A 12,748-nucleotide genomic window follows, 5' to 3' on the forward strand; every position below is an offset into this window, starting at 1 on the left:
TTGGTGGAGATCGCAATGGCTGTGGGGCGGATGAGCCGCAAGGCGCAATCCGCCTTCTTTCCTCGTTGCGCGCTCAACACGGCGGATTGCGCCGGCCGGGCGGCAGACGTGCGCGACCACGGTCGGCCGTCATCCGTCACATGTATCGTCTCACGCTGTCGAGAAATCGTTGCTTTTCGCCCGGCGCATAGCCTTGGGAAGCTCCATAATATGGTTCATTGAATTGATTGTACGGCGCGGCCCGGTAGCCGATTGGCGGCTTGGGCGGCGTGTACGTCTGGCGATAGTTACGCCGATTGCTCCCTCTGGCCGTCGCACCGGCGTAATACGGATTGAGGACGCACATCTGACCGTTCGCTGACGCCCTGCATTGGTCCATCGTCGTGTAGCTGCATCTGTAATATGGGGTGATTCCGCGAGAGACGACGTTCAAGCAGACGGGGTAAGCCGGATCATATCTTTGAGCCCGGGCATGCCCTGCGGTTAAGGCCATGCTCACCGCCAAAATCGTCAAAGCCCATTTGCGCATTGGAACCTCCTCCAAGTCCGCACGACACGGGGGGCACTCAGGCCACAGTCAGTATTGATCTAAGTCAATACTCACGGAATTGGTTCACCCACGCGCAGGAGAGGCCGCGAAAGTTCTGCACGACCTCCGCCATCAGTGCGTCTCAATCCACCCTGCGTCGCGTTTGGTTTTGCGAGGAGGGCTTATGACCCAGCATAATCCATTGTATCCGCGCGGAAAAGAAGCGGTGGGTTACGCCGACTGGACGGCGTATTGCCAGTTGCTCAGCTAACCCACCCTACAAGCCCCGCGACATCTACTCGAACTTCTTGATCAGCCGCTCCCGCTTCAGCCTCGACAGCCGCTGGATCCAGCAGGCAGGATGGGGGGAGCGACTTGTCCGCCGTAGCTCAACCCGGATGACGACGGGAAGCCATGAAGGGGAGGTTGGAATGAGCTCGCAGCGAGTGTCGGGAACCGCCGTGCAGCGAACCATTGCCGTCCTGGGCTCGGCGGTTTTCTTCGTGGTCGCCCCATGTACGCTGGCGGGGCTCGTTCCATGGTCGATCACGGGTTGGCAACTCCGGCCGCCGTTCCTTGGTCTGGAGCTGACGCGCGGCATCGGCGCGATAATGATTCTCGCAGGCGTGCCTGGGCTCGTTGACGCATTTGCGCGTTTCGCGCTGCAGGGTCTCGGTACCCCCGCGCCCATCGCGCCGACCCGGAATCTCGTGGTGACCGGTCTCTACCGTTATGTTCGTAATCCAATATACGTCGCGGTCGTTGCCATCATCCTGGGTCAAGCGGTGCTGATGGGCGATTGGCGCCTCATCGTCTACGGCGCGCTGCTCTGGCTCGCCTTCCACGTCTTCGTCGTGGCGTACGAAGAACCCACGCTCGAGCGGACGTTTGGGACGGAGTACGAGGCGTTCCGGGCCGCCGTCCCGCGCTGGATACCGCGGATGACCCCATGGCGGTCGAAATGATCGGTGGCCCGCGGTTGTGCGAGTCGCTGCTCGCGACCGGTCTCGGACGCTTCACCGGCGCGGCGAGCAGGCACGCTACTGGGCTGCGCGGCTCAACCGCGCTCCGTGGCGCTGACCACGAACATTGGCGAGGCGCCGTCTCATTCACCCCCGCGACAGCTTCTCGAACTTCTTCACCAGCCGCTCCCGCTTCAGCCGCGACAGCCGCTGGATCCAGAACATCCCGTCGAGCTGGTCGATCTCGTGCTGGTGACACACGGCCCGCAAGGCTTCCGACTCTTCGGTCTGCATGGTGCCGTCGAGATCCCAGTAGCCGATCCGCACGCGGGCGTGACGCTGGACCTCGTCGTTGACGCCGGGCATCGAGACGCTGCCCTCGCGATGCATGATCATCTCCGGCGAAGCCCATGTGATCTCCGGATTGACATAGGTCCGCGCGCCGTCCTTGGCGTCGAGCTCGAGCACCACGACGCGCAAGGGCACCCCGATGTGCGGCGCCGTGATGCCGATGCCCGGCGCGGCGCGCATGGTGTCGAGCAGGTCCGCGGCAAGCTCGCGGAGCTGGTGGTCGAATGCGGTGACGGGGCGGGCAGGCATCGCGAGCCGGCGGTCGGGGTAGCGGACGAGGGGGCGGATGGTCATACACGCTCCTACCACTCACGGATGGTTGAAGCACCCGGTTCTTGACGCCCTACCAACTGGAAGGTAGCTAGCTGGTCATGACCAACGTTTCCTCGACCGCCGACGACATTCTGGCCTGCGCCCGCACGCTGATCATTGCCGGCGGCTATAACGGCTTCAGTTATGCCGACATCGCCGATGTCGTCGGCATCCGCAAGCCGAGCATCCACCACCATTTCGCCAGCAAGGTCGATCTGGTCCGCACCCTCGTATCGCGCTATCGCGAGGAGGCCGCGGCGGGACTCTCCGCAATCGAGCGCAATATCCCGGACCCCGGCGTGCAGCTCAAAAGCTATCTCGCCTACTGGGAGGCGTGCATCAAGGACGCGACGGCTCCCTTCTGTGTCTGTGCGCTTCTTGCCAGCGAGCTCCCGCTGCTGCCCGAGGAGGTGGCGCTTGAAGTCCGCGCGCACTTCCGCGCCTTGGCATCCTGGCTGACCTCGGTGATGGAGCGCGGCAAGCGGCAGGGGCGACTGCAGCTCGCCGGCACCGCGCGGGTCGAGGCCGAAGGATTCATGGCGACCGTTCATGGCGCGATGCTGTCGGCGCGCGCCTATGGCGATCCCAAGATGTTCGGTGTCATCACCCGGCCGCTGCTGGAGCGGCTGTCCGCGACGCGCTGAGATCCATCCGAAGAGCCCGACAATCACACAAGCTGCGAGACATCTGCGTCGCGGCGACTTCGCTTCGCTCAGAAGCTACCAACTAGTAGGTAAGGAGACGATCATGAAAGACCATCATCAGCTGGATTCCGCGTTGGCCGATCAGGCGCAATGGCTGAAGCTGTACTACTTCGCGCGCGCGGGGTTTTCCGTCGCCTGGGTCGCCGCTGCGTTTGCCATCGGTCAGTCCTCCGCGCCGGTCGCCGGAGCTTTGCTCATCGCTTATCCTGCCTGGGACGCCGCGGCCAATTGGCTCGATGCGCTGCGCAGCGGTGGGCTCAGCCAGAACCGCACCCAGGCTCTGAACGTCCTGGTCAGTCTGGCGACCACGGTCGCGGTCATCCTTGCCTTGCAGGTCAGCATGAACTGGGTGCTCGGCGTGTTCGGTGCATGGGCGATCCTGTCCGGATTGCTGCAGCTCGGGACGGCAATCCGGCGCTGGAGGCGTTTTGGCGCGCAGTGGGCCATGGCGCTCAGCGGTGGCCAATCGGCACTGGCAGGCGGCTTCTTCATCGCTCAAGCCGCGATGCCCACGGCCCCGTCGATCACGAATGTCGCCGGCTATGCCGGGGTCGGCGCGCTCTACTTTCTGGTCTCGGCGATCTGGCTCACCGTCAGCGCGTGGCGGCGCGGCGCCAGGCGGGCTCAGCTGGGGTGATGCGATGGCGTTGGCGGGATCATGACACGATGCCGGTGTCTTGCCCGACGAGTCAAATCGCGGCTTCGCATCGGAAGGGACTGGCAAGTGATCGGCATCGCAGGTGACCGGCATCGTAAGTCATTGATCCCGCAGCGCCCGCCTACTGTGCATGGGGTTGTTTTCAAAGTTTTTGTTGGCAGGTCGCAAAAGCCTCAACTCGTTCATGTGCGGCTCGGGTGCTCGTGCCGCCGCAGGAACCCGTGGGGCGCAAGTGCTTTCCTTGGAATGCGGTCTCCTTGAAAATTGCATGGTCGGCTGATCGATAGTTGGTTTATGACTTGCAGGCGATGATCCAAAACGCGCGAAGGCTTCTCCTCGTGCCAGAACATGCGCCAAGCATGCCTCATGTCCGATGATCTGGACTGGCTTTCCGCTCGTGAACTGGCCCGGCGCTTCGCCGGGGGCGATCTGTCGCCGGTCGATGTGCTGGACGCGACCCTGGCGCGGCTGCGCACGGTCGATCCCGTCCTGAACGCGGTGTGCTTGCTGGATGAGCCGCAGGGGCGGCGTCTGGCGGCAGAGTCCGCGGATCGCTGGCGTCGCGGAACGCCGCTCGGGCCGCTCGACGGCGTGCCCGTCGCGATCAAGGATACCGCGCAGGTCACGGGCTGGCCGATGCGCATCGGCTCCCACGCCACTGCGGCCGCGCCCAGCACGCAGGATACGCCAGGTGTGGCCCGGCTGCGCGAGGCAGGGGCCGTGTTCTTCTGCAAGACGACGACCCCCGAATTTGGCTGGAAGGGCATCACCCATGGCCCGCTGACCGGCATCACCCGCAATCCCTGGGATATTTCCCGCACGCCCGGAGGCTCCAGCGGCGGCTCGGCCGCATTGGTGGCGGCCGGAGTGGTCCCGCTCGCCACCGGAGGCGATGGCGGCGGCTCCATCCGCATCCCGGCGGCGTTCAGCGGCGTGTTCGGATTGAAGCCGAGCTATGGCGTGGTGCCGAACCTCCCCGGCGTCATGGGAACGCTCGCGGTCTATGGCGGCCTGTCGCGCGATGTCGCCGACAGCGCGCTGTTGTTGAACGTGCTCACGCGCCCGGACCCGCGTGATTCCTTTGCCATTCCCCATCGCGGCATCGATTATCTCGATGGCCTTGACCGCGGCGTTGCGGGCCTGCGGATCGCATGGTCGCCCGATCTCGGCTTTGCGGTCGCCGATCCTGCCGTGGTGACCGGCATGCGGCCGGCGATCGACGCGCTGGTGGAGGCAGGCGCCGACGTGCAGAATGTTGCTCTCGATCTGTCCGGCGCGCAGCATGCGCTGGAAGTGATCTGGGGAGCGTCGCATGCCGCGCTGGTGCGTGACTTCACCGGCGCGCAGCTGGCAGCGCTCGATCCCGGCCTGCTGCGATTGATCCTCGCGGCCCAGGATCTGTCCGCGCGCGAATTGCAAGCCGCCCATGTCGAGATGCGCGCGCTGAGCCAGCAGATGCAGGCGTTTCATCAGGACTACGACCTGCTGCTGACACCGACGGTTCCCATCACCGCTTTCGCGGCCGGCATCGATACGCCCGACGCCGCGCGCTTCCCGCAATGGTTCGACTGGACGCCGCTGACATGGCCGTTCAACCTGACGCGCCAACCCGCCGCCTCGGTGCCGTGCGGATTTGTCGAGGGACTGCCGATCGGCCTGCAGATCGTGGGGCCGATGTTCGCCGAGCAGAATATCCTGCGCGCGAGCCGGTGCGTCGAGCAGGCCTGCGCCACCGCCGCGCGACCGAGCCTGGTCGATGGCGCCGCGCGGACGTCTCTTCAAGGACGATGAGCTCCGATCGATCGGCCGCACCGGAGGCGGCGCTTGCGGAACCGCGCGCCGGCGGCGCGGTCGCCGGAAAATTAAAGTACCGTCGCCTGTCGGCCCGCGCCAAGCCCATTCGTCTTTCACTCAGACAAACTGACTGGAGACAAGGAACATGAACTCGTCCCCCTATCGCTGGGTGATCGTCGCCGCCGGCGGCCTGCTTGGCTGCGTCGCGATCGGCGGCATGTTTTCGCTGCCGGTGTTCCTGCAGCCGATCGCCAAGGACACCGGCTGGTCGGTGACCGGCATCTCCAGTGCCATGACGATCGGCTTTCTGGCGATGGCCTTCACCAGCATGGCCTGGGGTACGGCGACGGACAGGTTCGGGCCGCGGCCGGTGGTGCTGACGGGATCGACCGTGCTGGCGCTGAGCCTGTTCGGGGCCAGCCATGCGACCTCGCTCATTGCGTTCCAGTTCGTGTTCGGCCTCTTGGTCGGCGCCTCCTGCGCGGCGATCTTCGCGCCGATGATGGCGACCGTCACCGGCTGGTTCGACACCCATCGCAGCCTCGCGGTCTCGCTGGTGTCGGCCGGCATGGGCATGGCGCCGATGACGATGTCGCCGCTCGCGGCCTGGCTCGTCTCCAGCCATGACTGGCGCACCTCGATGCAGATCGTGGCGCTGGTGGTCGGCGCCATCATGATCCCGGTGTCGCTGCTGGTGCGCCGACCGCCAGCGCTCGCGCAGGCGATGCCGGTGCCCTCGGGCGAGGACGCCGCGCAGGCGGAGATGTCGCTGGGCGAGGCGCTGCGCTCGCCGCAATTCCTCATCCTGCTCGCGACCAATTTCTTCTGCTGCGCCACCCATTCCGGCCCGATCATCCACACCGTCAGCTATGCCGTGAGCTGCGGCATCCCGCTGATCGCGGCGGTGACGATCTATAGCATCGAGGGGTTTGCCGGCATGGGCGGTCGCATCGCCTTCGGGCTGCTCGGCGATCGCTTCGGCGCCAAGCGCGTGCTGGTCACGGGCCTCCTGTTGCAGGCGTTCGGCGCGCTCGCCTACGTCTTCGCGCATCAGCTCGCGACCTTCTACGCGGTCGGCGCCATCTTCGGTTTCATCTATGCCGGTACCATGCCGCTCTACGCGGTGCTGGTGCGCGAAAACTTTCCGCTGCGCATGATGGGCACGGTGATCGGCGGCACCGCGATGGCCGGCAGCCTCGGCATGGCGACGGGACCGCTCGCCGGCGGCCTGATCTACGATGCGTTCTCGAGCTACGCCTGGCTCTATATCGCCTCCAGTGCGATGGGCCTCGGCGCCTTCCTGATGGCGATGACTTTCCGCCCGTTCGCCAAACCGCAAGGGCAGTCGGCGGCCGTAGCGGCGTGAGGCTCAGCCGCGACGCTGCACGTGCTCGATCAGCGCGCGCAGCTTCGGCGCGCAGCCCGATGACGTCGACGTCAACGAGATCGTCGTGCGCCCGACGCGGACCACTTGACGATCCATCACGGAATCACAGCCGCTTTTCGAAGAACAGGTCCGGATAGGGATCGTCGTTGAAACGCGGAATTTCGCTCCAGCCCGTGCTGCGGTAGAGCTGGCCGGCCTCGGGGAGGGCGCTGTTGGTGTCGAGCCGCAGCAGTTCGATGCCGAGCCCGCGCGCCGCGTCCTCGGCTGCGTCCATCACGCGTCGGCCGAGCCGCAATCCGCGCGCGGCGGGGGCGACCCACAGCCGCTTGATCTCGGCATAGCCGTGATCGGTTCCCTTCAGCCCGACACAGCCGATCGGCAGCGTATCCGACATCGCGACGATGAACGCGCCGCGCGGGCGGCGCATGTCCTTGGCATCGGGGTCGCGCGACAGCGAAACGTCAAAGCCCTGTTTGAAGCGGCGGCCGAGCTCCGCGTAATATTCGCCGAGGCAATAGCGTGCCTGTTCGGATCGTGGATCCATCTCCTCCAGCGCGATGCGCTCGCGCGTCAGCGCGGAGGCGATCATGTCCATCGCCGCGAGCAGCGCCTCGCGCTGCGAATGCTGCGCAAGGAAGCTCTCGGCCTGCGTATTCGACAGCGCCTCGTAGGCCGCGAACTCGCGCCGGCCCGCGCGCGTCAGTGTGGCCACGCGGCGGCGGGCATCGTCCTCATGCGCCGTGGTCTCGACCAGCCCTTCGTCCTCGAGACTGCGGAGCAGCCGGCTCATCAGCCCGGAATCGAGGCCGAGATAGTCGCGGATCTCCGCGACATCTGTGCGCCCATGCCCGATTGCATTCAAGGCACGGGCCGCGCCGAGCGGCCGGCCGCGCCCCAGGAACGAGGTATCGAGCGCGCCCACGGCAGAGGTGACGGCACGGTTGAAGCGGCGGACGCGGGAGACGGGATCGAGCATATATCTGACTTTAGTCAGATATATCGATCTGGTCAATCGAAGATGGCCGGTCTCACTTCGCCAGCGTCAGCAGCGGCTTGTCCTTCGCGACGATATAGGTCGCAAGCTCGCTCGCGGTCTCGTTGCCCACGTTCTTGGCCGCATGCACCGTGCCGGCCGGGATGAACAGCACGTCGCCGGCCCTCAGCGTCACCGGCGGCTTGCCTTCGACGGCGTATTCGATGGCGCCCGCCAGCACGTAGATGATCTCTTCGCCCGGATGGGTGTGCCGGCCGAACGCAACACCGGGGGCGAGGTCGACGCGCACCTGCACGGCCTCGCGGCCGGGCGCGCTGAGATCGTGGCGCTGGAGGTCGGTGCGCGTGACACCGGCCGGCTGCGCCGCTGCCGGCAGGGTGAACAGGTTTGCGGCAAGCAGGGCGGCGCTGGCGAGGATACGCACGGCTGGGAAAAGGCGATGGCTCATGGTCGGCTCCGTGTGGTCGCTGGATTGATCGCACCGCGCGGGGCCGGCCGACTTTCGGCCGGTTCCCGCGTCGTGGCGCTTCAGACAAGGGTCGTGGTCACCTCGATGTTGCCGTGCACCGCCTTGGAGTAGGGGCAGATGCCGTGCGCGGCTTCGATCAGCTCCTGCGCAACCGCGCGGTCGACGCCGGGGACGCTGACGTCGAGACGGGCGCGCAGGAAGAAGGCGCCGCCGGCGTTGTTCAGGTCGATCGCGGTGTCGACCGACGGCTCGCTCGGCAGCTTGACCTTGCGCTGGGCGGCGGCGAGCCCGAGCGCGCCGAGGTAGCAGGCCGACCAGGCGGCGGCGAACAGGTTTTCGGCGGCCGGATGCGGCTGCGCCAGCTTGATGTCGAGGAAGCCGTCGCTGGAGCGCGCGGCACCGTCGGAGCCTGAGGTGACGTGGGTCTTGCCGGTGAAGAGAAGCTTGGCAGCGGATGACATGGCGGGGTCCTTTCGGGGTTGATATAAATCGTATCCGATCTAATCGGATGCGCGTTGAAATAAACTCGCCGCATCCGCCGGTCAAGCTCTTCCGATTTAATCGGATGCGATTTATATCGGTTGGCAGATCACGAATTGCGGAGGTTCCCGTGGCCCGTTCCCCCAAAGCCGCCAGCAAAGGCCGAAAACTGTCGAATTTCCTGTGCTTTGCGGTTTATTCGGCCAATCTCGCCTTCGGCCGCGCCTACAAGCCGCTGCTGGACAAGGTCGGGCTGACCTACACCCAGTACATCGCCCTGGTGGCGCTGTCGGAGGAGGACGAGCAGACCGTCAGCGCGCTCGGCGAGAAGCTGTTCCTGGAATCCAACACGCTGACGCCGATCCTGAAGAAGCTCGAGCAGACGGGCTACATCAAGCGCCACCGCGATCCCGCCGACGAGCGGCAGGTGCGGGTGAGCCTGACGCCGGCCGGCCGCAAGTTGATCGAGCAGGACCTCGGCGCATCCGTGATCGAGGCGACCGGCCTCGGCGACGAGTTTCCGGTGGTGCAGAAGACGGTGAGCACATTGCGCGACAATCTGCTGCGCCACACCGAATCCGAACAGGAGCGGTCCTGACGTGCGACGCGCCGGCGCTGGTGTTCAGTCGAGCCCCAGCATCTTGCGCGATTTGCGCGTCAGCTTTGCCACGATCAGCGCGTGGGCCTGCGCCAGATAGGCGGTGAGCTCGGCATCCGGCAGGGCGTTGTTGCTGACGAGCTGCACCCATTTGGCCCGGGCCAGATACGGCGCCGGACGTGCCACACCATGCTCGATCAGCATCGCATAGGCCATGTCCGAGACCTTGAACATGTAGCCGCCGGAGCCTGCGGCAAAGCCGCCGCCGAGCGCGAACATCTTGCCGCCGACCTTGAACACGGAGGTGCCCTCCCACTGCACCACCTTGGTGGCGGCGGGCAGGCGCAGGCAGCGCGCTTCGAAGCTTTTCGGAGTCATGACGCGAGCGATAGCACGCTGCGTGCGGCTTGCAATGCGCGCGCTTGCGGCTTGCAATGCGCGCGCTAGCGGCCGAGCGCCGCGAAGGCGGCAATGGTGCGGTCCACCGCCGCTTCGTCGATGTGGCGATGGGTGACGAGCCGGAGCTGCAAGGGGCCGCTGGCCTGCACCAGGATGCCGTGCCGCTTCACGCCCTCGGCCCATGCGGCGGCCTCGCGCCCGCTTGCGGAGACGTCGACGCGCAGGATGTTGGTCTGCACCTGGTCGCGATCGGCGAGCGCCGGGTCGAGCCAGCTCAAGGCCGCGGCGAGCCGTCTTGCCGCGGCATGATCTTCGGCGAGGCGCTCGATCATCGTCTCCAGCGCGACGAGGCCCGCGGCTGCGACGACACCGGACTGGCGCATCGTGCCGCCGACGAGCTTTCGCAAGGCCCGCGCCCGCGCGACGAACGCAGCGCTGCCGCACAGCAGGCTGCCGACCGGCGCGCTCAGGCCTTTGGAGAGGCAGACCATCACGCTGTCGGCATGCTCGGCGATCCGTGCCGCCGGCACGCCGAGCGCGACCGAGGCATTGAACAGGCGGGCGCCGTCCAGATGCACGGGAATCCCGTTGCTTTGTCCGAGCGCATGAATTCGCATCATGTGCGGCAGGGGCAGCACGGTGCCGCCGGCGCCGTTATGCGTCGTTTCCATCGCGATCAGGCCGGGACGGCTCGATGCGCGGATCGCGTCCGCTAGCGCTGCTTCGTCCATCGCGCCGCGACGGCCCGGCATCGGCCTGGGCGCCAGCCCCGCGATCGTCACGACGCTGCCGAGCTCGGAGTTGAGCAGATGCGCGCCGCGATCGGCGAAGACGTCCGCACCGCGCTCGGCATGGGCGAGCATCGCCAGGAGATTGCCCATCGTGCCGCTCGGCACGAACAGGGCAGCTTCCTTGCCGATCAAGGCAGCGCCGCGTTCTTCGAGCGCGCGGACGGTCGGATCGCCCTCGCGGCCATCGTCGCCGAGCGGGGCGCGCTGCATGCGCTCCAGCATCGCCGCTGTCGGCAGCGTGACGGTGTCGCTGCGCAGATCGACGATGCCGTCGCGGCCGTTCTCCTGCGCGGCCATCAGGCGTCCTGCATTTGCAGGCCGGCCGCCGCCGGCTGCGCCTCATCGGCGGCCATGTCGCCGGCAAACCGTTCGACCAGCTTCACCGCGACCGTGTTGCCGAACACGTTGATCGCGGTGCGGCCCATGTCGAGGAAGGCATCGACGCCGGCGATGACCGCGAGCGCCTCGATCGGCAGCCCGATCGCCGACAGCACCATGGCGATGGCGACGAGCCCGCCGGAGGGGACGTTGGCGCTGCCCTTGCTCGCGATGGTCGTGACCATGACGATGGTGAACAGCGTCGACAAGGTCAGCGTCACGCCATAGGCTTCGGCGAGGAAAGTGACGGCCAGGGCGAAATACATGATGGCGCCGTCGCGGTTGAAGGCATAGCCGAGCGGCAGCACCACCGAGACGATGCGCTCGGAGGCGCCCATCGCCCGCAGCTTCTCCATGTGCAGCGGCAACGTCACTTCCGAGGAGCGGGTGGAGAAGGCCAGGATCATCGGCTCCATCACCGCCCTGGTGACGGCCAGCGGCTTCTCGCCGATCGCAAGCAGCATCAGCCAGAAGATCGCGACCATGATGGCGAGGCCGAGATACATCACGCCGACGAGCTTTGCGAGCGCGAGCACGGTGGCGAGGCCTTGGGTCGCGAACAGCCACGCCATCACGGCGAAGATGGCGATCGGGGCGAGCGAGGTGATCCATTTGGTGATCTTGAACATCGCCGCCATCACCGCCTCGAGCACGGCGACCATGGGCTCGCCGACCTTGCCGACCGAGGCGAGGGCCAAGCCGAACAGAATGGCGAAGACGAGCGTCGGCAAGATCTTCTGCTCGGCCATCGCCGCGACGATGTTGGAGGGAATCATGTCCATGAAGAACTTGATCCAGTCCACCGATACCGCGAGGTTCGGCGGCACCTTGCCGGTCGCGGCCAGCGGCGCGCCGGCGCCGGGATGGAAGGCGGCGTTGAGGAGCAGGCCGATCAGGATCGAGACCACGGTGGCGAGGTAGAAATAGCCGAGGCTGATCGCGGCGACGCGCCCCAAGACCTTCAGCTCGCTCCCCATGCGATAAAGGCCGAGCGTGACGGCTGCGAACACCACGGGAATGACGATCATCTTCACCGCCTCGACGAAGGCGGTGCCGACCGGGCGCAGGCTCGCGCCGAAATCCGGCCAGAGCAGGCCGACGCCGAGGCCCAGCACCAATCCGAGCAGCATCTGGAACACGAGCGGCAATCTGAACAGCGACCGGATCATGCGTGATGGTCTCCTTGTCCCGGATATTGCGCGCGGATCGCGCCCAGCGCGGTGAGGCGCGCCTCGAATGCGGACGACAGATGCCGCCACATGCGCTGCTGCGCGGCGTCAGGATCGTGCGCTTCGATGGCCGCATAGATATCGAGATGTTCGCTGACGGCCTGGCGCGTGCGCTCGACGCTGTATTGCCGCATCTTCTGGAGGGCGAGGCCGCTCTGCGCGCGCAGATTGTCGTAGGACTGCGCCAGCCGGCCGTTGCCGGTCGCGCGAAACAGCTCGTCGTGGAAGGCCCAGCCGACCTGCTGCGCCTCCTCGACATCGAGGTTTTCGCGCGACTGAATGCTGCGCAGCTCCCCGGCGCATTGGCGCAGCGGCTCCGTCGGCCCGCGCGTCGCGGCGAGATAGGCGGCCATGCCTTCGAGCGCGAGCCGCAATTCATGAATCTCGCGCAGATCGTCGAATGACATCTGGCGCAGGAAGGTGCCGCGCATGGGATGGATGGTGAGCAGGCCGTCCCTGGCGAGCGCCTTCAGCGCCTCGCGGATCGGGGTGCGGCCCAGCGCCAGGCGGCTCGACAGGCTGCGTTCGGAGAGGGGTTCGTCAGGCGCGAACTCGCCTGAGATGACGAGGTCGCGGAGCAGGGCATAGGCGCGGTCGCGGTCGAGGGAGGCGGTGGGCATAACTGACATACCAGCGGTATGTCAGCGGAATGTCAAGCTTGGCTCCTGATTTTGCTGGTGAAACGAGCCTTGAGACAAAGTCACGCACTCGTG

At 66.3% G+C, this 12,748-nt stretch carries 15 protein-coding genes; 6 read left to right on the top strand and 9 right to left on the bottom strand.

Annotated features, from left to right (window positions below):
* Positions 1-136 precede the first annotated feature (136 nt).
* A complete protein-coding gene (locus E4K65_RS06110; protein ID WP_135173389.1) occupies positions 137-529 on the bottom strand; it encodes a DUF3551 domain-containing protein in 393 nt (130 codons plus the stop codon).
* Between the two features lie 431 nt (positions 530-960).
* On the opposite strand from E4K65_RS06110, the gene E4K65_RS06120 reads away from it, so the two are divergent.
* Positions 961-1,494: a methyltransferase family protein gene (locus tag E4K65_RS06120; RefSeq protein WP_209312041.1), complete on the top strand. Its 534-nt coding sequence runs from the start codon at positions 961-963 to the stop codon at positions 1,492-1,494.
* Positions 1,495-1,638: 144 nt separating this feature from the next.
* Here the strand turns inward: E4K65_RS06120 and E4K65_RS06125 are convergent, their stop codons facing one another.
* Positions 1,639-2,136 carry a peptide deformylase gene (locus E4K65_RS06125; protein WP_135173392.1) on the bottom strand — a complete coding sequence of 166 codons (498 nt, stop codon included), beginning with the start codon at positions 2,134-2,136 and terminating at the stop codon, positions 1,639-1,641.
* A gap of 77 nt (positions 2,137-2,213) precedes the next feature.
* On the opposite strand from E4K65_RS06125, the gene E4K65_RS06130 reads away from it, so the two are divergent.
* The 4 genes from E4K65_RS06130 to E4K65_RS06145 all read left to right on the top strand — a co-directional run bounded on the left by E4K65_RS06130 (position 2,214) and on the right by E4K65_RS06145 (position 6,676).
* Positions 2,214-2,798 (top strand): TetR/AcrR family transcriptional regulator, encoded by a 585-nt coding sequence (locus E4K65_RS06130; RefSeq protein WP_135173393.1) that lies wholly within the window; start codon positions 2,214-2,216, stop codon positions 2,796-2,798.
* Between the two features lie 103 nt (positions 2,799-2,901).
* Positions 2,902-3,495, top strand: coding sequence for a DUF308 domain-containing protein (locus E4K65_RS06135; protein ID WP_135173394.1), 594 nt, complete (start codon positions 2,902-2,904; stop codon positions 3,493-3,495).
* Positions 3,496-3,882: 387 nt separating this feature from the next.
* On the top strand, positions 3,883-5,307 hold the full coding sequence (locus tag E4K65_RS06140; RefSeq protein WP_135173395.1) for an amidase: 1,425 nt from the start codon (positions 3,883-3,885) through the stop codon (positions 5,305-5,307).
* A gap of 148 nt (positions 5,308-5,455) precedes the next feature.
* Complete coding sequence (locus tag E4K65_RS06145; RefSeq protein WP_135173396.1) at positions 5,456-6,676, top strand: MFS transporter; 1,221 nt, start codon at positions 5,456-5,458, stop codon at positions 6,674-6,676.
* A gap of 124 nt (positions 6,677-6,800) precedes the next feature.
* On the opposite strand, the gene E4K65_RS06150 is transcribed toward E4K65_RS06145, so the two are convergent.
* The 3 genes from E4K65_RS06150 to E4K65_RS06160 all read right to left on the bottom strand — a co-directional run bounded on the left by E4K65_RS06150 (position 6,801) and on the right by E4K65_RS06160 (position 8,621).
* Complete coding sequence (locus E4K65_RS06150) at positions 6,801-7,673, bottom strand: bifunctional helix-turn-helix transcriptional regulator/GNAT family N-acetyltransferase (RefSeq protein WP_135173397.1); 873 nt, start codon at positions 7,671-7,673, stop codon at positions 6,801-6,803.
* A gap of 52 nt (positions 7,674-7,725) precedes the next feature.
* Complete coding sequence (locus E4K65_RS06155; RefSeq protein WP_135173398.1) at positions 7,726-8,139, bottom strand: cupin domain-containing protein; 414 nt, start codon at positions 8,137-8,139, stop codon at positions 7,726-7,728.
* Between the two features lie 80 nt (positions 8,140-8,219).
* The gene (locus E4K65_RS06160) at positions 8,220-8,621 is read right to left on the bottom strand and encodes an Ohr family peroxiredoxin (RefSeq protein WP_027543044.1); all 402 of its coding nucleotides are present in this window, start codon (positions 8,619-8,621) and stop codon (positions 8,220-8,222) included.
* Between the two features lie 149 nt (positions 8,622-8,770).
* On the opposite strand from E4K65_RS06160, the gene E4K65_RS06165 reads away from it, so the two are divergent.
* Positions 8,771-9,238: a MarR family winged helix-turn-helix transcriptional regulator gene (locus tag E4K65_RS06165; RefSeq protein ID WP_135173399.1), complete on the top strand. Its 468-nt coding sequence runs from the start codon at positions 8,771-8,773 to the stop codon at positions 9,236-9,238.
* 24 nt (positions 9,239-9,262) lie between these two features.
* Here the strand turns inward: E4K65_RS06165 and E4K65_RS06170 are convergent, their stop codons facing one another.
* The 4 genes from E4K65_RS06170 to E4K65_RS06185 form a co-directional block, all read right to left on the bottom strand.
* Positions 9,263-9,616 carry an MmcQ/YjbR family DNA-binding protein gene (locus tag E4K65_RS06170; protein ID WP_135173400.1) on the bottom strand — a complete coding sequence of 118 codons (354 nt, stop codon included), beginning with the start codon at positions 9,614-9,616 and terminating at the stop codon, positions 9,263-9,265.
* A 65-nt stretch (positions 9,617-9,681) separates the two neighbouring features.
* Positions 9,682-10,725 carry a threonine aldolase family protein gene (locus tag E4K65_RS06175; protein WP_135173401.1) on the bottom strand — a complete coding sequence of 348 codons (1,044 nt, stop codon included), beginning with the start codon at positions 10,723-10,725 and terminating at the stop codon, positions 9,682-9,684.
* On the bottom strand, positions 10,725-11,975 hold the full coding sequence (locus tag E4K65_RS06180; protein ID WP_135173402.1) for a dicarboxylate/amino acid:cation symporter: 1,251 nt from the start codon (positions 11,973-11,975) through the stop codon (positions 10,725-10,727). The genes E4K65_RS06175 and E4K65_RS06180 overlap by 1 nt, the downstream gene beginning before the upstream one ends.
* A complete protein-coding gene (locus E4K65_RS06185) occupies positions 11,972-12,655 on the bottom strand; it encodes a GntR family transcriptional regulator (protein ID WP_235885513.1) in 684 nt (227 codons plus the stop codon). Before E4K65_RS06185 ends, E4K65_RS06180 begins: the two co-directional genes overlap by 4 nt.
* Positions 12,656-12,748: the final 93 nt, after the last annotated feature.

Origin of the sequence: Bradyrhizobium niftali (assembly GCF_004571025.1) — a bacterium.
Classification (GTDB): domain Bacteria; phylum Pseudomonadota; class Alphaproteobacteria; order Rhizobiales; family Xanthobacteraceae; genus Bradyrhizobium; species Bradyrhizobium niftali.